Here is a 19,178-nt window from a genome sequence, read left to right as displayed (position 1 = left end):
TTTATTAGAATATTATCTTTAATAAACTGGATAAAATACATCTACCGTATTTATTTTATGCGTGAGAATTTTTTCTAGAGTTTTGTGATCAAGTTTAACTCCTGCGTTTCTGTATGGATTTTTTAAGGTCTGTTGCAGGATTTCCTCCCCATTGACTTGAACACTTACTTGGTCATTATTCGTATAGTGGAATTGAATGTTTAATGGATAACCATTGTACTGATAAGTCACAGTTAGTTCATCTTGTTCTTTCTTCAATACCGGATCGAGTACTAGATTTTTAGACTGGACACGAATACCGAGTGCGCTGGAAATCAGTTGATTCATATAGATTCCAGGCCCACTGGAATAAATTCTCCAGCCACCTTTTACTTTGACTTCACCTTTTTTAACAAGGTCGAAGTTTTCTTGCGCTTCGTAACGATCAGAAAAATCTGCATCGGAACTACTGAAATAAGTATTGCTTTGTCTAACTTCAGCATTCTTAACGACTTCTGAAATATTGATAGGGTTGATGGTTTCCAAACCCTTCCAGACTTCTTGTGCTTGACCGATTTTTGCCATCGCTTCAATATAACGGATGTGCGCATGTACATACATCAAACCAATTTCTCGACCAAAATTGGCTGCTTGTTCAGCTCGCTTAAACTGACGGCTGACGCCACCTTTATAGGTTGCCGGACGATTCATAAGACGCACACCATCTGGAGTATTCAAATACGTTTGGATTAGCTCAAAATGATGTTCCGCTTGTTCTTTTGTAAACAGTTCGCTGATCATGCCCCTGATCATTGGTAGCAACCGATATTGGATACCCGTTGTTGTATCATCTGGGTGAATCATTTTAACGATTTCTTTTTCGTTTGGCATATAAACAAATCCAGGAACGACCTCGTTAGATGAAATATATTTCTTGAAGTCTTGTTCAATTTTTTCAGTTAATTCCTTAACGGCCTGCGCCCATTCCTGGTCAATAGACTCAAGTACTTCTGCGAACTTTTTCAATGTTTGATAGGTCAACGCGATAGTCCAACTGCTGGCCATATTCTTTTTCAAACTCTGATCATGTGGCTGTAAAGTATCGTCCCAATCTCCATCTCCGTAAGAAGAAAGCATTGTATCCCATAAAAAGTTGGACTGAATGTACTCTAACTGTTTGGCAACATGAGCTTTGATGGGTTCAGACGTTTCGGTATCTGATTTTGTTGACTGATCAAAATAAGGTACTCTTTGATCGAGTATGCTGTAATCGTTAGTGATTTCCAAGTAATCAGCAAGCATTTTTAGTGGCCAAACGATCACGTCCCCGTGGCTTTCGTCAGCTTGAACATCTACATAGGAATCGAACATAAACCATTGTGGCCAGTTACCATCGCTGAGATGTTGGTGACTGTAGACGCGTTCGATCACTTCACGCGTACTGCCGTATTTCTGCATTGCTAGTAAATATTCAGCCGGTCCTTGTGAGACATCTCTAGTGCCCCAGGCCGCTCCGCCAAACTGTTCCAGACCATGTGGAACAAGGTAATGCACTAGCATATTGTGCGTGTACCAACGAGTCGTTAGGTTCATTTTATCAGAAATATTGGTGAGTGGTTCTGGCCCACTCATTGAAAATCCGTTACTTAACTGATCAAAAAACTCAGCAAAAGCTTGTTTTTCTAGATTGAAATCTAGTTCATGCGTTTCAAAGGTTTGATCAGTTAGTGAACCTTCCATAGTAAACGTAAATTGATCCGTAGCACTAACCTGAAAATTCAGCAACATAGCAGTTCCTTCATCCACTCCAGTCAATAGACTACTTTCGCCGACAATTTTTGACTCAGCATGGTTAACTTGGAATTTATACGTTAACTCAGGTAACTTTTGATGTGCAGCGGTCTTTTCATCGAAAGTTGTATAGACTGCCCCATCTTTTTCTTCGTACCATACCGGCGTTTGATATTCTCGACTGTTCATCGTCATTTGATTTGTGATCAGATATTCATACGCAGTTCCACTTTCACTACTCACGGATAGTTGAATCAAAGAGTCTTTAGAAGAAGCGACATTAAGGACTGTAAAAGTTTCGTTCTCTGTTTGATAGATCCATTTCACATGATTAATTCCGATTTCCATTAAAGACGGCATAGTTAGTAAACGATAGGTTTCATCTACTTTGATATAAATCCTTTGACCACTTGTTTTGAAAAAATTCACAGCATTACGGGTATTGGACAGTGCTTTATTCATATCCGTATTTCCCATCACGAGTTGCGCATTAAAGACTCCATACATCCAAGAAGTTGTGCTCATAATGGTTTCATCAGGTACTGTTTTATTATGCGTAAACAGGATTTGCCCATGCGGACGTTCCAGCATCAGTTCTTTTTCTTTTAACACTACGTGCGCCTGATCTTCCGTGAAAAAAGATACAATACGACCGTCAATCATCTCGTCTTGTACTCTATTAGGATAGTATTTTTTTAAGTCTTCTTGACTGACTTCGATAGTCTCTAATGGTTCACCTATCGTTTCTTGTTTCTTAATGGTTTCGCAAGTTATTAGTTCTTCGGATCTCAATTTCTGATAGGCAGTCTGAATACGGTCCAGGTCTTCTACCTTTTCAACTGCTTTTGGATGAGATTCTTTGAATAGATTGTAGAAAATTACTTTTGATGACTCATCTGCACTCAGTGTAATCGAGCGGGATTTCAATGTACTATAGTCAAATTCAAACTGGCTCTTTTTATTTTCCATGGCAATTTGATTTAAGGCTTCTGGCCGGTTTGTTTCTTTGTATGCTTTTCCAAAAAACTGAAAGCCATCAGTCAAGAATCCGTCTACACCTGTTAAACTCCCTTGTTGAAGATAGGGATGCAGTCCAGATTGAGGTTGATTTTGCCTTGAACTAATAACGTAGCCTAAGTCTGTATCGCTAACCATATGATCAACGTATTGGGCGACATAAGCTTCATTGGCTTTAAGCGCCGCTTCAGAAGCTAATCCAAGGTCTTGCCCGTAAACGACATCCACTGTTTCATTAGCACCCGACAGCTCGATTTCCCAGAACCACATCTTGTCTTCAGCTAGGCTAAATCGGACAGTATAATCGACCTCTTCAATTGATCCTTTCCAGCTTGCTTGCGTTTTCCCTATTGAAAACTGACTTTTTGACTGGATACCAAGTAGTGGCGCAACATTTAAAACTGTACCTTTCTCGTCAAAACGTCTCAGATACATATTATTTAGTGCGCCATCAATCATGTTTCCTTCAATTTGATTAATCATAATGTCTTCATATTTGATTTTGTATAGGTCACCCGACTTTAAAAAGGTAACAATCGTCTGTCCTTGTTTCAGTGTATGCATATATTTTTTTGCTTGAACTAATGATTTCATACTACTACTCCTCAACTCTTAAACAGTTTAGTTTCAACTCTCATTTTTTACTTTCCGGTAAACTCATTTTTCCAAATAAAATGAGTGTGTCAGTTCAGCGGAACTATCCGTCCCGATCCCGATCGAAAATTCTCCAGCATCACTTCTCACTGAGTGATCTGCATGTGTATAACGTAATTGTTTTTCCGTAATTTCGAATTCAACAGTCATTGATTCACCAGCCTCTAATTCGACTTTTTTGAAGTCAATCAATTCTTTAACTGGTCGAACGACTTCTCCTACTTTATCTCTCACATAGACTTGAACCGTTTCAATTCCTTTTATTTTTCCAGTATTTTTAATTTCTATCGAAATCGTTAGAGACGTTTCCATAGATATCTCTTGACTAGAAAGCGTGCATTCACTGTAGTCAAAAGAAGTATAAGAACGACCAAAACCGAACGGATAAAGTGCAGTGTTTTCGGAATCGAGATACCTCGAAAGATATTTTTCATTCCTCTTTTCGTCCGTCATTGGCCGACCTGTACTGTCTTCATTGTATGCTAAGGGAACTTGTCCAACCGATCTCGGGAATGACATCGGAAGCTTGCCGGATGGATTGAACTTTCCAAACAACACATTTGTCACTGCTTCTGCGCCCATTGTACCAGGGAACCAAGCTTCAACAAGCCCGTCAACCAGCGGAACTACTCCACTCAAATCTAACGGACGTCCATTGAATAATACGGCCACAACTTTTTTATTTAATTTCTTTAACTCTCGGAGCAAGACCATCTGATATTCTGGCAATGAGATAATGGTTCGACTTGCCGCTTCACCGCTCATCTCAGAACTCTCGCCGAGCGCGACAATCACTGTATCCGACAAATGAATTTCGTTCATAAAGAAACTATTCTGCCCTTCGAAAAACTGTGATTCGTCAACAATACTCAAGGAATCTGGCCCTAAGCGCTGACCCATCATTTCCGCAAGTGTAGCCGCTTGTTCTCTATCCCCCTTCCAAGACCAGGCACCTAAAATGTCATTTGAATCTTTTAACGGACCCGTCAAGACAATTTTTTCTTCTTGATTCAGTGGCAGCACGCCGTTATTTTCAAGTAAAACGATGGACTCTTCCGCAGTAGTTAAGGCTGCCTTTTTGTTTTCATCTGAAAAAACAGAAAGGCTTTCGGTCTCTTCGTCAGCACCACGGAACGGGTTTTCAAAGAGTCCTAGATCATTTTTCAATCTTAAGATATTCCAGACAGATTCATCCAAAAGTTCTTTTAATGTCTCGTCTTGTTCCACTAGATCAATTAAGTGCTCACTGTAAGCTGCTGACATCATTTCAATATCAACGCCCACCGTGAGTGCTTGTATCGCAGCAGCTTTATTGTCTTCTGCTACACCATGTGGCACTAGCTCTCCGATTGCACCCCAGTCTGAAATTAATACGCCATCAAAAGCCATTTCATCTCTTAAGATATCTCTCATAAGACGTTTATTTCCTGTTGCCGGTATATTATCAATTGTATTGAAGGCAGTCATAACTAGTTTTGCTCCAGCATCAATGCCTTCTTGATATGCTGGTAAATAATGTTCTCGCAATGTATTTTCATTTAGGTCAACAGAATTGTAATCTCTACCACCTCTTGGTGCGCCGTAGCCTGCAAAATGTTTGACACAGGCAGCGAGTTTTGTGAGATCTTGTTTTAAATCAGTTCCTTGATACCCTTCTACAAAAGCTCTAGCATAACGCTTGTTGAGTAACTTATCTTCTCCAGTCGCTTCCATAACTCTCCCCCATCTGGGATCTCTAACGAGATCAACCATTGGAGAAAACGTTACATGTAGTCCTTGAGCAGCGGCCTCTTTAGCAGAAATTTCAGCTGTTTTCTTAACAGTATCTGGATTCCAAGTTGCTCCTAATCCTAGGGGGATAGGAAAGATTGTATGATCACCATGGATGATATCTGCCATAAATAATAAAGGTATATGCAAGCGATGCTTTTCCATATACCTTTTCTGAAGTTGAATAGTCTCTTTAGCTCCAGAAATACCTAAGACAGAACCAACTTGATACTTTTTCTCTTCTGTCATTGCCATTTCATTCATTGGACCTGTAAGGTCTTCTGACTGATCAGAGAAGAAATCAGCAGACAATTGTATGGTCTGTCCTACTTTTTCTTCTATCGTCATTTCTTTTAGTAAAGCTTTTAGTTCTTCAATTTTCATAAGTGACTCCTTTTTCTTCTCTTATTTTCCACCGGAAATATTGAAACCCGTTAGAATGTATTTCTGGAAGATAACAAATATAATTAAAATTGGAACGACCATAAAAGCAGCCCCAGCCATCTGAAGTGCATAATTCGTACCATGTTGACCTTGAAGTAACTGCAGACCAACAGATAAAGTATAAAATCTTTGGTCATTCGCAATAATCAGTGGCCATAAGAAAGAATTCCACCCGCCGATAAAGGTCAATATACCTTGAACTGCTATGATTGGTTTAGAGAGCGGTAATGCTACTCTGAAAAACACATAGAAATCACTTGCACCATCTAATCTTGCCGCTTCAAAAAACTCTTCTGAAATACTTGAGAAAAACTGTCTAAACAAGAAAATCCCAAAAGCTCCTGTCAAGCCGGGTAATACAATCCCCAAGTAGGTGTTCGTCAAGCCCATTTGATTCAGTAATAAATACACTGGGATCATCGTAACTTGACCAGGTATCATCATCGTAGCTAATACTAAAATAAATAAGAAGTTCTTGAATTTGAAATCATAATGCGCAAAAGCAAATCCAGCCATTGCGTTTAGCAGCAATCCGACAAATCCCAAAACCGTAATGATGACGGTATTTAAGAGATACACATCGAAGTTCAGGCGCTCGAAAAGTTCCTTGAAATTATCTAGTGTCCATTCATTGGGTAGTAGGCTGGGTTGAGCTGCTACAATCTCTGGATTCGTCTTAAATGCCGAAAGAATCATCCATACAAACGGAATGACTGTGATGAGTCCCCAAATCCCTAATATAACACCAATAGTAATTTTTAATTTTTTATCAATATTAATCATGCCAACACATCCTCTTTTTAATCTGCTCGTCTTTGTAGTCTGAGTTGAATTAATGTTGCACATATGATGACAACAAACAGTAAAAGTGAACCAGCAGCTGCGTAACCGAATTGGTTATTTTGGAATCCGTTACGGTAAATAAAAAGTGCTACACTTGTTGTACTGTTTAACGGACCACCTTCGGTCATAACAAAGGGTTCTTCAAAGAACTGTAACCAGCCGATAATTGTGGTGATTGTCACGAAGGACGTTGAGAATTTTAATTGTGGTACTGTAATAAATCGAATCTGTCCCCATTTCGTCGCACCATCTAGTTCAGCCGCTTCATACATTGTACGCGGAATATTTTGGAGTGCGGCTGAGAAGATCAACATATTAATCCCGATACTTCTCCAAACAGCCAAAATTACCAGTGAAATTTTGGAAACACTTGTATCCGTTAGCCAGCCTATTGGACCAATACCAATCGTTCCAATCACACGATTGATCAAACCAATACTTTGACTGGGGTTAAATAAGAATGCCCAAACAATTGCTACTGCGACGATATTCGTGATTGAGGGTGAGTAGAATACAACACGCATAAAAGAGAAGTACCGACTTTTTCCCATATTAATCAAAATTGCAATCGTTAAAGAAAATAAAATGACCAGTGGAACACCAAATACGACATAAAATAATGTATTAGTGATTGATTTCATAAATACACTATCTTGTAGGATGTTTTGATAATTTTGTAGTCCCGTAAAATTGATTCGTGAGTAATCCGCTAATCCAGCTAAACTCAAATCCGTAAAACTAATGATCAACGCTAAAATAATTGGGAATATAGAAAACATCAGTAATAAGCCGATGGCAGGTGCAATAAAGAAATACGGTGCTTTTTTACTTTTCATGAATAAGTTCCTCTCTAAAATCAAAATTCAGAGAATGAATAGATTTTATTCCACTCTCTGAATTTTTAACTTTTTAGTCTAGAATTGTTTGTACTTCTTGATTCAAATTATCCATCGTTTCTTGGACATCTGCACCACCAACGATGATTTGTTCGAAGCTACTGATATAAGCCTGAGATACTCTATCCCATTCTTCAATAACTGGCATGTGCTCTGAGTTTTCAAGTTGTTCTCCAAATACTGCAACATTTTCGTCCTGGAATGGTTCTTCATCCCATGTTGCAATTCTTGCCGGAAGAGAACTTGAATTTTCATAGTATGTCAGCATGCTATCTGTATTCGTCAAGTGCTCAATCAACTGAATGGCTTCTTCTGCATGGTCAGAATTATTCCATACAGCTAAATTGGCACCACCTGTATTTGATACGTTACTTACAGGTCCTTCAGGTAAGGTTCTAACGGCCCATTTACCTTCGATATCTGTTGTCTGATCTTTTATTGCAGTAATCATCCACGGTCCACTAATAAACATTGGATTGATTCCTTCTCCACCAAAACTTTGAGAAATTTCAATTCCTAAGTCTTGACTAGGTGAAGCACCAGATTCTATAAATCCATCTAGGTATTCAATTGCTTCAACAAATTCCGGTTCGTTCATTACTGCCTTACCTTCTTCATCAATGATCGGTGAACCATTTTGTTTTGCGAACATTGGTCCAAAAGTCTGCTCATTGATTGGAATACTAAAGCCATAGTAGTTATCTCCACGTTCAGACAACTTAATTGCTGCATCAGATAGTTCTTCCCAAGTCGCCGGTCCTTCTGGATAACCTACTTCTTCTAATAAATCCGTTCTATAGTAAAGCGCTCTAGTTTCTGTATACCAAGGAACAGCATAGTAATTGTCGTCAAAGATTGTCGTCTCAACGTTCCCTTCGAAAAAGTTATCAGGGCTGATTTCTTCGCTGGATTCAACGTATTCTGTAATATCCATCAATGCACCCGCGTCAACAAATTCAGCCATGTAAGTGGATCCCATTTGGACTACATCTGGACCTTCACCTGAAGCAACAGCAGTCAGTAAACGGTCATGAACAGCTGACCAGGGAATACTTTGTGCATTAACTTCAATGCCTGTTTCGTCAGTGAAAGAATCGAAAAGCGGTTGGGTGACTTCATCGCCATCTCCCATTACCCAAACTGATAATGTATCTGCAGAACCATCTGAACCTGCGTCACCATTTCCACTATTACCACAAGCAGCCAATAAACTCATCGCGACCAAAGAAGTTGTACCTAAAATCATTTTGTTCCATTTCATCATTTTTTCCTCCTAATTTTAGTTGTTTGATTATTAATTAATAGAATTTGTCGAAACGTTTCGACTTTTAAATAAAATTTATGTTTTCGTTAACCAGTCTATTGCTAAAATAATATGCTTGTTCCAAAAATTCCAATTGTGATCGCCTGTATCTTCGATATAATCATGTTTGATATTAAGGCGTTTGAGTTCGTTGTGGAAAGCTACATTATCTTCGTACAAAAAGTCACTTGTTCCGCAAGCCATGTAAATATTGGGTAATGACATTGACTGTTTAGCCAATTCATATAAATCTATATTATCCGGTATATCCTGAATATCCTGGCTTCCAATGAGCACCTTCATGATTCGTTCAGGATAACGATCTTCTTCAAATTCAGATGTTTTCGTTATAATCCTGCTTGATAAGGCGGCGATTTTTCCAAATGTTTCACTATAGTAAAGACCATTTCTTAAAGCTCCATAACCACCCATTGATAATCCAGCAATCCATGTCTCTTCTCTTTTACAAGATAAAGGAAACAGACTTCTTGATTCTTCAATTAGCTCTTCACCGACAAACTGACCATAATTCATTCCATTTGGATGATCTACATAATAGCTATTCTCTCCTGATGGTAAAATGATGGCAATATTATATGACTCTGCTAGTTGTTCAACTTGTCCTGCGTAGAACCAATCCTTTCGGTCTCCGCTATATCCATGAAATAAATAAAGGGTTTTAAACATTCTCATTTCTCTATTCATTTTCGGAATGATAGCTGAATACGTCACTTTTCTATCTAGACTTTTTGAAAAGAACGTAGCATCGACAGTAGTCATTTATCATTTCCACTTCCTTTCGAAACGTTTCGATAAATGAATTATATAGAATACTAATTTGTTTTGCAAGCCTTTTCTTTTAATCTAATATATAAAAAACCCGCAACTGATTCATTGCGGATTTTTGAGCTAGTTTCTTTTAGCCCCCTACCATCCATTCAATCACTTGTTCGATATAGTGATCCCAGAAATCCCAGGAATGCTCCCCGGGCGACTCTTTGTAAATATGATCGATTTTTTGTTCACTTAAATAATTGTGCAGACTTAAACTATCCTTATAAATAAAGTCTTCCGTACCGCAGGCAATGAATAGCTCCGGTATGGATTCTTTTTTAATCAGAGAATAGATATCTTTGTCTTTATCCATATCCTTATATGTATCTGAACCTATAATATATTTTATAGCCTGATTCATTCGGTTATCCTCTGACAGATCATGTTCTTTTTCTTGAGATTGAAGTACTCTACTAGAAAGTGCAGCTATTTTCGAAAAAGTTTCATTGTAATACAATCCATTTCTCAATGCACCGTATCCGCCCATTGACAATCCGGCAATCCATGTAGATTCGAAATCTTGAGATAAGTTGAACATTTTTCTAGTAATCTGAACAAGTTCTTCACCGATATACTGTCCATAGTAACTGCCATTTTTGAGATCAACATAAAAACTATTTTCTCCAGATGGCATGATAACCGCAATATTATGTTTCGTTGCTAGTTCAACAATTCTTGTATTATTAATCCAGGCATCAGATGCATCATTCCACCCGTGAAGTAAATAAAGGGTTTTAAATGGTTCTACTGTTTCATCCTTTTTTACTTCTGATGGTAAAATCGCTGCGAAAGGTACTTTGCGCATCAGTCTTTCAGATTGTATTGTTCCATAAATAACTGCCAATTCTTTTCCTCCTAAATAAAGACTCTTTCAGTATATATTAAGCGTTTCCATTTAAAATAGCAACTACCTATCATTAAATAGAGTTGAAAAAAGAACCACCTTTTAAATAAGTGGTTCTCTGTCGGATTCATTTAGTTTTGGTCTACTTGTTCTCCATTTAAAATTAGTTTATAAGTTAACTCAGCTTTAAGTGAATTCGCTACAGAGCAGTATTTTTGGTCGCTTAGTTTAATGGCGCGCCAAACTCTACTGGCTGGGACATCCCCATCAACATGTAGCATGATAGTAATCTTGGTAAAGTATTTTGGTGGTTCTTCATTTCTTTCTCCATCTGTTTCGATTTCAATACGTTCTAATTTTTCTTGATAAGGTTTAAGAATCATATACATGTCAATTCCCATACAACCTGCCAAGCCACCAAGAACAGCTTCCATTGGAGATACGCCTGAACCTTCTCCGCCAGCAGATTCTCCAGCATCCATTTTCAGTTCTTTTCCAGTATGATTGTTCATTGTAAAAGCTAGATTACCTTCCCATTTCGTTGAAACCTTCATAAATACCCTCCGTCTCTTGAATTTATTTCCATTATAAATCACATTCACTTACTTTTCCATAGTGAAATACCCTAATTATTCTAGATCTAAACTCTCTTCCAAGTCATCTGGATAAACGATTGTGCTGAACACTTCCCCGGTAGCTTCGTCTTGAATTTCAAATGTCGATGTTAAACTTTCTGGTTCTTTCCCTTCAAACACTTGATAGTAAAGCGCTGATATCGCCAATCCAAAAATACCAAAACCATCAAACCCTGCTTCATAGGCTTCTCTGTCAACAATAATAGAAAATTCACTGAAATCGTTATTGAACTCTATATCTTTAAAAGATTGAAAATTTTCATCGGCCATTAACTCTTCTACTGAGTCAGTGATGGTTTGCTTCAATTCATCCAACAAGTCTTGATGTTGAGATCTAGACATCTTTATTGTAACCGATCCATCCTCATTCTCAGTGATGTTCGCTTCTTCCAAAGCGAGTTCATCTGGTTCAAAAGTCTCTGATAATTCTGCCGGTAGTGTCAGCTCTGTACTGAAGAGTCCCTTGTCTACTTCGATACTTCCTTCATCGTCACTATCTTCTTCAACTTCTGTCTCAGTCGCCTGATCTTCAGTAGTTGTTTCTACTTCTGTTTCTTGTGCAGATTGTTCTACTTGTTCTGTTTCATCGGCCTCATCTGTTCCGCATCCTACTAGTAATACTGTCAGAGCTGAAGCACTCAATAACCGTTTCATCAATGTCATCTAATCATCCTTTTTTCTTTTATTATAGCAGAAAGCCCTTTTTCTTATGATAATTTCGCAAGAAAAACAGCTTTGTCTTTTAAGCAAACTTGTATCAATTAAACTTCCATAGTACAATAAGTGAGTTCGTTTAACATTGACTCTATAGCTCAGTAGGATAGAGCAAGTGTATATTTTAGGCAGTATCAGCAAATATCAATATAGCTTTGTAGCACTATTCTTTAGACTATTCAAGCTATCAAGAACTCAGTAGTTTCATTTCTTGTGTACAAGATAGACACAAGAAATGCACAAGAATTATCACATAGTAAAAGCGAAATTATACTTATAGGCGTACGATTGATCTCCTCAAAATTGAGGGGATCTTTTTATATTCAACGAACTTGTTTTACTGCCATAATAGTTGAAAATATGCTTCTTAAAATATTTTCAACTATTCATTTTGAACCTAATGTATCAATATAATGATAAATTCCTTGAAATACAATGAAATAGAGACTTTATAATTAAGTTTAGCCATAGTATAATTTAGTACAATACCTAAGGAGGTGATTAACTTGACATGGAATACGTATCCAACAAGCATAGAAAATTTGAGCGATGTGAATTACTTATTTGCTATAGATGAAAATGGCACTTCAACATTATCACATAATTTCAATGAAGAAAACATGTGGTTCACGGTAACGGGAGTTTTATATAATCTCGAAAATTTTGAAGAAACGAGAGATAGAGTAATTAACTTAAAAAATAAATATTGGGAAAAAGGGCTTTTTAAAGGAAAGCGCATCGTACTCCACTCCAAAGATATAAGAAAAAAAGTTGGCCCTTTCAATCCAAAATTAGTAAACTCAGAAGAATTCACCCAAGATTTAAATCTTATAATTGATAATATTGATGCTAAAATTTACTCATCCTCTATAAACAAGTTAGAGCACTGTTCACAGTACTCATCTCCTTTTCCTGTCTATGAATTAGGTGTAGAATTTATGTTGGAAAGATTTTGCTTAGATATTATGAGGGAAGAAAAATCCGTGGCTATTTTATTGGAATCTAGAGGATTCAAAGAAAATTTAGAAGTCCTTAATAAAATAAATTATTTATTGGGAAACGGTAACGAATATAGAAAAAAACATAATTTTAGTTGTATAAAAGGAGTTTACTTCAACCCTAAAAGAACGAGAGACGGCAGTTTGTCGTATTGGCCTTTAGAACTCTGCGATATTATATCTTATAGTATCCATAAATATGTGAAAACTGAAGAAGTAGACGATCATTTTGAGTACGTTGAAAAGAAAATTCATAAATATCCTAATTATAATGGAAAAGGGCTTAAAATTTTCCCGTGAAATCATACTTTGAGGAGCAAAAAATGAGAAAAGACTTAAAAATAAAAAAATTAAGAAGTTGGAGTCCTCGAAAAGAAATACTATCCAGTAACTGGGAAGATTTGAGCGACAACGCTAAAAATAGATATTTCCGGCAGGGACAAGTTGTAATGTGTGAGTTAGGAGAAAATCTTGGTTATGAAATTTCAAATAGTAGACCGGTGTTAATAGTCTCTGATAGCAAATTCAATTCTGCGGGTCAAGTAATCGTTATACCTTTAACAAAAAACATTAGAGATCATGTAAGAACGCATTATACTTTAAAAAAAGAAAAATATAATTTTTTAACGTTCGACTCTTGTGTTAAAACTGAACAAGTCAAAAGTATTTCAACAGTAAGATTGAAAAATGTTATAGGTTTTGTTAAAACTGAAGATATGACAGGGGTAAAAGCTAGATTAAAAACAATTTTTGCGATATAATTTGTTTATCAAAAGTGTTGACATAGAAACCTCTTATGGTATGATACTTATGTTGCCTACCCAGTTGTAGGCCTTATAGCACAAGCGGTTCGAGGTTAGCTCAAACGTTTAAATTGTGTATCTTGTTGACCTTCAAGTTAAGGTCCTTATTAGGCCCCTTTCTAAAAAATGAATAGGGGCTTTTATTATCTTTTTCTAAACTGCGTTATTTTATTTAATCACTAAGACCTCCCCAAATTTGGGGAGGTCTTTTATTATGTTGCTTCTAAACTGGTCGAAATCGACTAGTTTGAAATTTAAGCTAATCAATTACTGAGCCGACTTTTTGATCTGTCGAGCTGTTATCGTATTTAACCACTAATACTCATTTTCTTTGTAGACTTCTCTCAGACGTGGCAAGTCTTTCTTAAAGTTCAAACTTCTTGTGCCAGCGTCTAATAAGTCTCGATTCTCGAAGTAGAATGCGAAACATAAGATGTCGTACACCGTGTCCATACCCTCAAGTTTCAAATATGGTTTATGCGGTGCAAAGTAATTTGGGTTTTGATCAGCAAACTCTCTGAAACGTTTGAGTAGCAACGACGGTTGTTTGTATCCCATGATTCTTCCGATATCTTTTGCAAAGGCCCATTGCTGTGTTTTGGTTTTGATGCTTACCATTTCCATGTTTATCCCTCCGATATATAATTAAATATCAAGTTTCCTTTTACTTTTAGTATACCAAAAAAATCTTTGAGCTAATACAGTAAAAAAAAGGAAGCTACTCATTAGTAACTCCCTTTATTATTTTGCTCATCGTTTTCTCAAACTATAATTTATTTACAAATGTAATTGAACGATAAAATAAGCGTGTCTGAGCCCCTTAATTTCTTCTGGTATGTTTATCTTACTGTACGTATATATTGTTTAATTCTGCGTTTATTTCGTTACTCATGATCTCTTTTCTAAGCTCACGTTGTTCTGTTTCACTTAAAGAAGACTTCCCACTTTTTAAAAAACGTTTCTGCATACGTATAACAAATTCATCATTCGTAATATCTTCAGTGGTTAGTTTGTTACGCAATCTAATTTCCTTATGCATTTAAACACCTCCTTTCATTGTTATTTTATTTCTTGATTACATAAATTCCATTTCAAGAAGTTTGACTTGTAATCGGAGCCTGGTTCTTCTTCTTTCATTAGCTCTTTTTCGTGTTTCTCCGTCAAGATGTGATTCAACACTTATTGATGTTTGATCGTTGGCTGGTATAGATACGGCAGATACATCGTACACTTTTTTTATCCGCTTAATAATTCGTGTGCGTGTGTCTTTGTCATAACTATCCTCAGCCACTGTAAACGCCCAAGACATCTTAGTAACAAGGCCACTCGTTATATCTTTATGAAGTTCTTTCCCAGCGCTGCTCTTACTTAAATCTGCTTTTATAAACAAACCATACTGATTAGGTGTAATGGTTAACGTGCCGTTTGTTTTTCTTGCTAACACTCTTCCTTCATGATCGTATTGCATGATCACGTCCGACATATCAGCGCCAACAAACGCATTTCTATCTATTTGTTCGTAGTATTTAATCCCGTCGCTTTCGAATAGCTCATATCGATTAAACGTGGTTGCATACCCCTCAACTTTATATACTCCCTCTGATTCTTTTGTTGTTCCCAATAACGCTACGCTTCTATACTCTTGCTTGTTTGCTGCTTCCAGTTTTGTCACTCCTTAAGTTTTGATAAAATTTAGTAACTATTCTTTATTATTTTTAAATTTATCTTTCTTTTGATAAATCTTTACAAATCAGCTTAAAAATTACTTTTTAAAAGCTTAAGGGGAGGGGGGGCTGCAAAACGGCTTGTGCGTTCTTTTAAACTCCCCCGCCGGCCCTTTGTACTTCTTTGTTTAAAATAAATATAGGGGCTATGCCTGGTCTACTTCTTCCAGTTAAACGTGCCGATCACTTCATTGCCTGCACTGTCTACATGAATAGTTTTTTTATTTTTATTTTCTTTTTCTTTGATTGCTTGTTCTCTTCGTTCTTCTTGTAGCAGACTATTAAACGTTGCTTCATACTTGATGAACGGATGAAATCTATTCTTTGCCGATATGATCTCTTGCTCTTTCTCCTGAAGCTCTGCGCGTGCTACTCGTAGTAGTTCCGTAGCTTGTTCATCGTACGCCCGGTACTCTTGTTGCGCCTGTTCTCCTAGTGAATACAAGCCTTTAAGTCTCTTCTGCTTATAGCGTTCTATATCCATGACCGAATACAGTTCCAACTCGTTCAGTTCTTCTTGAAGGATTGCCTTATCTTTAAGGACTTTCTTCCGCTTGCTGTCGTTCGTGATAACGTCCACGTCTGTTACTAATTGAGATAGCTCTGTCTTTATCTCTGGTATGCGTTGGTTAGCTTTCTCTTTCTGTGCTGTTAACTGAGCAGCGTCTGTTTTAATCTTCTGGACTTCTTCAGCAAACTTAAAGCTCTTTTTCTGGTTGTCAGTGTTTAATTCTTTTGTATAGTAGTTTGTCATTTTTATTTATCCCCTTTTGTTTTAGTTTGTTTTAGTGGTTCGATACTTACTACTGTAATTCGGTTGCTGTAAATTACTTTACCGGCCTTTATATAATTCTTTTAGAAACATTCCTTTTAATTTTGCTTCATTCATCTTTGTTCTCCTTTTAATAATTTAGATTTCTGCTCTATGATTATTCGTTCCAGGTCTCGTTGTACAGATCGTTTTTTCGTTGCATAAACTTTCTTGCTTAGACCTAGTTCTGTTGCAACTTCTTTATCAGTCGGTCTTTTTAAGCCTTTATCAAACTTGATTGTCAATAGCTCTCTATCCGCTGGTGGTAATTCTTTCAACCCTCTAAGAAGAGTTTTAAAATATTCCATTTCAATATTATCCAGTTCTTTGATATTCGTTTTATATCGGTACCAATTATTCAATAGATACACTGCTCTTACTTGCCCGCGCACTTCTATTTCATTTTTTCGAATCATTTCTTCAATCTCTTCTAGTATATGCTCACTCATAGATCTAACACCTCTAGCAAATTTTCAAAATCTAATCCTGTAACATCGTCAAGTCTTAACAATTTATCCGGCACCTCTCCATTCATGTAACTTACAGCGTCCTCTATTTCGTATATTTCTTCAGTCACAGCCCGTTCAATTTTTTCATTCACCATTACATTCGATTGATGAACAAATCGATCATATAGATATTTTCGCTCTATTGGTGGGAGCTTATTGAGATAATTAATGAAGTAGTATTTCTTTCGCTCTTTTTTATTCATTCTTTTTTCAATTAAAGCAACATGATCCAGGTAATCGCAAACCTCATCTTCAATTCTAAAAGCTCTCGTTCTCACTTCAATTCCTCCAGCAGCTTCCATTCGTGTATGATATGATTTGCTGTGGTACTGCTTTTTTACTTTATTAAGCAGCTGGAGATCTCGATTAATTTTTTGATCTAGTCTGAAATATTTATTGATTAAGTCGTTTTTTTCATCTTCTATTATCCTCACCACCTAGTTGCGATCTCGGGTATACCTTATAATTCAATTTTTTCTAAATGATCAATCCGTTGCTGCATATTGACTATCGTTTTCTTTAGCGGTGTAGTAGCTTGTTGTCGTTCAGCTTCATTGGTAACAATAAAATATCCCTTTCTATTCTCTGTCCGTCCTCCACCAACTGGAATACCATGATCAATAATTAACGCACTAATAACAGCCATTACCTCCCGAGTGGACAATCCTGTTCTTTCTGCAATATCCTGCGAGCGAACTGGACTCTCTAGCCCTTTAGGTATTTGTGCCAAAACTGCTTCTTGTATGATGGATAGTTTTTTCTTTTTCATTAATTTGCTCCTCTTTTATAAAGTTTCGGTTAAATACCTCTTTTTTCCCTACCTACACTGTCTACACTATTAGTGTAGGTGCATTTCCAAAACCTACACTAGTTTAACCATTGCTATACTGGCGTTTGATTCCAAATAGTGTAAGTAGTGTATGTTTTTTGGTGTATACTTTTATATCTATATATATCAATCTATATATTTTTATAGTAAAAATACCTACACTACCTACACTAATGCATTCTAAACCACTGATATCACTAGTTTTTTTCAAGTGTAGGTATGAATTTCAAACCTACACTTTACCTACACTGCTTACACTGTTAATCAATAGTAACAATTATTAAATTCTTTCCATTAGAACGAATATCTTCCCAGTTAATCCCTCTATTACTAAGCAAAGGTGCAATTCTTCTTAACCTACTTTTAACTTGATTATATTTAGGCCATGCTTTGTTATAAGCTGTTTCTTCTGATGGTAAATCCTTCGATAAAGCCTCTAACAATTCGCTTGCTATTCCTGTCCATGTAAATATTTCATCTTGTTTTAAACGTTCCATCATATCTACCAAAGAAAAAGCGAATGGATCACTATTTATAGATTGTTCTATGCCTTGCCCTTGGTTTTCTGGATATATTTTTTGCCAATAACCAGTCTTCCAACCCAGCACTTCAGAACACTCAGCTATATACCGCCCGTAATCTTGCATACGAGCATAGGGTGTATTATCTGTACCTTTGTTTTTCAGACCTACGCTTACTGCATTGACTAAAGAACCCAATATATACGGAAAATCCTTATTAAAGTCTTTCCATATTTCTGACTCTGGTTTTTTCTTAGATGGATTAAGTTTAGGTGTTTCAATGAATACTGTTCTTGAAACTAAATCTTGTCTTTTCGAAATATCATCTATACCATTTAGAATTACTGTTTTTTTCATATCTATGATGATTTCGTCAGTATCGGTATAAAGTTTTTTCTTCGTCATTGCTCCTCCAGTACTTACCACACATAATAAGTCTGATCCTTCTTTTGAAATACCGCTTAAGTTATCAAATGCTAAAAGATATTGACCATTAGCTGCAACAGGTAATTCGTTTGAATCGATTTCTTTTTTTAACAAGTCCTTTTGTTTAGCTGGATCAATAAAACTTCTTATAAGCCTTGTATTCATAGATTTCCCTGTCCCAGCCTCTCCAGTAAGGTTTAATATTGGTTTAGGTATATTTGGTCTAAACGAGGCTAATATAAAGGATACGATCATATTCAAATCATCTAATGTTTTCACGTTTAAATAGTCTCCTAGTTTCAGATAGTCTAAGTTTTTATTCAATTTTGGAATAGGAAGCTCCTCCATATCTTCCGTTCTTTTGAACAACACTGGAGATTCAGACAATACTCTAAAACCTGATTTATCTATCTCCAATACTTGCCTTTTGTCGTTACACAAATCTACGTAAATTTTATCTTCAACTTCTGCAATACGGAGATAAACGTTCACTTTTTTTCCTTTAAAATAACCTAGGGAGTTAACCGAAGAGATTACCGTATTTATATCAGCCTTACTTAACATTTGGCCTTGAGAAGTGTGTTCAAATAGATAGATAAGCCAATACTTAAATACTTCAGAATCAGTTGCTATTAATTCATTATGTTTCCCAAACTTAATTTCAGCATATATTCTGCCGTCGCTAGCATTGTATAAATTTACAATATTGTTCACTGCTGCTAATTTAGCTTTCGTTGCCTTAGCCATTCGTCCGCTGGCTTCTGAAGTGTTCGTATAATCATCAGAATTAATGCGATCTTCATCTAAGTTTTTTAATAGTTCGATTACTTTTT

General features: G+C 36.5%; 19 protein-coding genes. 2 read left to right on the top strand and 17 right to left on the bottom strand.

The window, feature by feature from the left end:
* Positions 1–18: 18 nt before the first annotated feature.
* From LG377_RS05520 to LG377_RS05480, 9 genes are all read right to left on the bottom strand, one after another.
* Positions 19–3,381 carry a GH36-type glycosyl hydrolase domain-containing protein gene (locus LG377_RS05520; protein WP_225743678.1) on the bottom strand — a complete coding sequence of 1,121 codons (3,363 nt, stop codon included), beginning with the start codon at positions 3,379–3,381 and terminating at the stop codon, positions 19–21.
* A 63-nt stretch (positions 3,382–3,444) separates the two neighbouring features.
* On the bottom strand, positions 3,445–5,595 hold the full coding sequence (locus LG377_RS05515) for a glycoside hydrolase family 3 N-terminal domain-containing protein (RefSeq protein ID WP_225743677.1): 2,151 nt from the start codon (positions 5,593–5,595) through the stop codon (positions 3,445–3,447).
* A gap of 21 nt (positions 5,596–5,616) precedes the next feature.
* Complete coding sequence (locus LG377_RS05510; protein ID WP_225743676.1) at positions 5,617–6,438, bottom strand: carbohydrate ABC transporter permease; 822 nt, start codon at positions 6,436–6,438, stop codon at positions 5,617–5,619.
* A gap of 17 nt (positions 6,439–6,455) precedes the next feature.
* Positions 6,456–7,334 carry a carbohydrate ABC transporter permease gene (locus LG377_RS05505; RefSeq protein ID WP_225743675.1) on the bottom strand — a complete coding sequence of 293 codons (879 nt, stop codon included), beginning with the start codon at positions 7,332–7,334 and terminating at the stop codon, positions 6,456–6,458.
* 73 nt (positions 7,335–7,407) lie between these two features.
* The gene (locus LG377_RS05500) at positions 7,408–8,655 is read right to left on the bottom strand and encodes a sugar ABC transporter substrate-binding protein (protein WP_225743674.1); all 1,248 of its coding nucleotides are present in this window, start codon (positions 8,653–8,655) and stop codon (positions 7,408–7,410) included.
* Positions 8,656–8,733: 78 nt separating this feature from the next.
* A complete protein-coding gene (locus LG377_RS05495; protein ID WP_225743673.1) occupies positions 8,734–9,477 on the bottom strand; it encodes an alpha/beta hydrolase family protein in 744 nt (247 codons plus the stop codon).
* Positions 9,478–9,616: 139 nt separating this feature from the next.
* Positions 9,617–10,375: an alpha/beta hydrolase family protein gene (locus tag LG377_RS05490; protein WP_225743672.1), complete on the bottom strand. Its 759-nt coding sequence runs from the start codon at positions 10,373–10,375 to the stop codon at positions 9,617–9,619.
* A gap of 131 nt (positions 10,376–10,506) precedes the next feature.
* A complete protein-coding gene (locus tag LG377_RS05485) occupies positions 10,507–10,929 on the bottom strand; it encodes an OsmC family protein (RefSeq protein WP_225743671.1) in 423 nt (140 codons plus the stop codon).
* Positions 10,930–11,004: 75 nt separating this feature from the next.
* Positions 11,005–11,673 (bottom strand): hypothetical protein, encoded by a 669-nt coding sequence (locus tag LG377_RS05480; RefSeq protein WP_225743670.1) that lies wholly within the window; start codon positions 11,671–11,673, stop codon positions 11,005–11,007.
* A 557-nt stretch (positions 11,674–12,230) separates the two neighbouring features.
* On the opposite strand from LG377_RS05480, the gene LG377_RS05475 reads away from it, so the two are divergent.
* Both LG377_RS05475 and LG377_RS05470 read left to right on the top strand, forming a co-directional pair.
* Entirely contained in the window at positions 12,231–13,022 is a 792-nt protein-coding gene (locus tag LG377_RS05475; protein WP_225743669.1) for a hypothetical protein, read from the top strand.
* Positions 13,023–13,045: 23 nt separating this feature from the next.
* Positions 13,046–13,483 carry a type II toxin-antitoxin system PemK/MazF family toxin gene (locus tag LG377_RS05470; protein ID WP_225743668.1) on the top strand — a complete coding sequence of 146 codons (438 nt, stop codon included), beginning with the start codon at positions 13,046–13,048 and terminating at the stop codon, positions 13,481–13,483.
* A 357-nt stretch (positions 13,484–13,840) separates the two neighbouring features.
* Here LG377_RS05470 and LG377_RS05465 read toward each other — a convergent pair whose 3' ends face one another.
* The 8 genes from LG377_RS05465 to LG377_RS05430 form a co-directional block, all read right to left on the bottom strand.
* Complete coding sequence (locus LG377_RS05465) at positions 13,841–14,149, bottom strand: hypothetical protein (RefSeq protein ID WP_225743667.1); 309 nt, start codon at positions 14,147–14,149, stop codon at positions 13,841–13,843.
* A 220-nt stretch (positions 14,150–14,369) separates the two neighbouring features.
* Positions 14,370–14,564: a hypothetical protein gene (locus tag LG377_RS05460; RefSeq protein ID WP_225743666.1), complete on the bottom strand. Its 195-nt coding sequence runs from the start codon at positions 14,562–14,564 to the stop codon at positions 14,370–14,372.
* Between the two features lie 36 nt (positions 14,565–14,600).
* On the bottom strand, positions 14,601–15,197 hold the full coding sequence (locus tag LG377_RS05455; protein WP_225743665.1) for an HK97 family phage prohead protease: 597 nt from the start codon (positions 15,195–15,197) through the stop codon (positions 14,601–14,603).
* 209 nt (positions 15,198–15,406) lie between these two features.
* Positions 15,407–16,003: a hypothetical protein gene (locus tag LG377_RS05450; RefSeq protein ID WP_225743664.1), complete on the bottom strand. Its 597-nt coding sequence runs from the start codon at positions 16,001–16,003 to the stop codon at positions 15,407–15,409.
* Positions 16,004–16,134: 131 nt separating this feature from the next.
* Positions 16,135–16,509, bottom strand: a complete 375-nt coding sequence (locus LG377_RS05445) for a hypothetical protein (RefSeq protein WP_225743663.1) — start codon at positions 16,507–16,509, stop codon at positions 16,135–16,137.
* Positions 16,506–16,847 carry a hypothetical protein gene (locus LG377_RS05440; RefSeq protein ID WP_225743662.1) on the bottom strand — a complete coding sequence of 114 codons (342 nt, stop codon included), beginning with the start codon at positions 16,845–16,847 and terminating at the stop codon, positions 16,506–16,508. Before LG377_RS05440 ends, LG377_RS05445 begins: the two co-directional genes overlap by 4 nt.
* Before the next feature lie 182 nt (positions 16,848–17,029).
* On the bottom strand, positions 17,030–17,338 hold the full coding sequence (locus LG377_RS05435) for a hypothetical protein (RefSeq protein ID WP_225743661.1): 309 nt from the start codon (positions 17,336–17,338) through the stop codon (positions 17,030–17,032).
* A gap of 320 nt (positions 17,339–17,658) precedes the next feature.
* Positions 17,659–19,092: a hypothetical protein gene (locus LG377_RS05430; RefSeq protein ID WP_225743660.1), complete on the bottom strand. Its 1,434-nt coding sequence runs from the start codon at positions 19,090–19,092 to the stop codon at positions 17,659–17,661.
* Positions 19,093–19,178: the final 86 nt, after the last annotated feature.

Origin of the sequence: Marinilactibacillus sp. Marseille-P9653 (assembly GCF_916618885.1) — a bacterium.
Lineage (GTDB): Bacteria > Bacillota > Bacilli > Lactobacillales > Carnobacteriaceae_A > Marinilactibacillus.
This window is presented reverse-complemented; position numbering and strand designations above follow the sequence as displayed.

Bases quoted from the DNA above. Each gene is read 5' to 3' on its own strand.
- LG377_RS05520 (WP_225743678.1), bottom strand. From the start codon at position 3,381: ATGAAATCATTAGTTCAAGCAAAAAAATATATGCATACACTGAAACAA.
- LG377_RS05515 (WP_225743677.1), bottom strand. From the start codon at position 5,595: ATGAAAATTGAAGAACTAAAAGCTTTACTAAAAGAAATGACGATAGAA.
- LG377_RS05510 (WP_225743676.1), bottom strand. From the start codon at position 6,438: ATGATTAATATTGATAAAAAATTAAAAATTACTATTGGTGTTATATTA.
- LG377_RS05505 (WP_225743675.1), bottom strand. From the start codon at position 7,334: ATGAAAAGTAAAAAAGCACCGTATTTCTTTATTGCACCTGCCATCGGC.
- LG377_RS05500 (WP_225743674.1), bottom strand. From the start codon at position 8,655: ATGAAATGGAACAAAATGATTTTAGGTACAACTTCTTTGGTCGCGATG.
- LG377_RS05495 (WP_225743673.1), bottom strand. From the start codon at position 9,477: ATGACTACTGTCGATGCTACGTTCTTTTCAAAAAGTCTAGATAGAAAA.
- LG377_RS05485 (WP_225743671.1), bottom strand. From the start codon at position 10,929: ATGAAGGTTTCAACGAAATGGGAAGGTAATCTAGCTTTTACAATGAAC.
- LG377_RS05480 (WP_225743670.1), bottom strand. From the start codon at position 11,673: ATGACATTGATGAAACGGTTATTGAGTGCTTCAGCTCTGACAGTATTA.
- LG377_RS05470 (WP_225743668.1), top strand. From the start codon at position 13,046: ATGAGAAAAGACTTAAAAATAAAAAAATTAAGAAGTTGGAGTCCTCGA.
- LG377_RS05465 (WP_225743667.1), bottom strand. From the start codon at position 14,149: ATGGAAATGGTAAGCATCAAAACCAAAACACAGCAATGGGCCTTTGCA.
- LG377_RS05460 (WP_225743666.1), bottom strand. From the start codon at position 14,564: ATGCATAAGGAAATTAGATTGCGTAACAAACTAACCACTGAAGATATT.
- LG377_RS05450 (WP_225743664.1), bottom strand. From the start codon at position 16,003: ATGACAAACTACTATACAAAAGAATTAAACACTGACAACCAGAAAAAG.
- LG377_RS05445 (WP_225743663.1), bottom strand. From the start codon at position 16,509: ATGAGTGAGCATATACTAGAAGAGATTGAAGAAATGATTCGAAAAAAT.
- LG377_RS05435 (WP_225743661.1), bottom strand. From the start codon at position 17,338: ATGAAAAAGAAAAAACTATCCATCATACAAGAAGCAGTTTTGGCACAA.
- LG377_RS05430 (WP_225743660.1), bottom strand. From the start codon at position 19,092: ATGGCTAAGGCAACGAAAGCTAAATTAGCAGCAGTGAACAATATTGTA.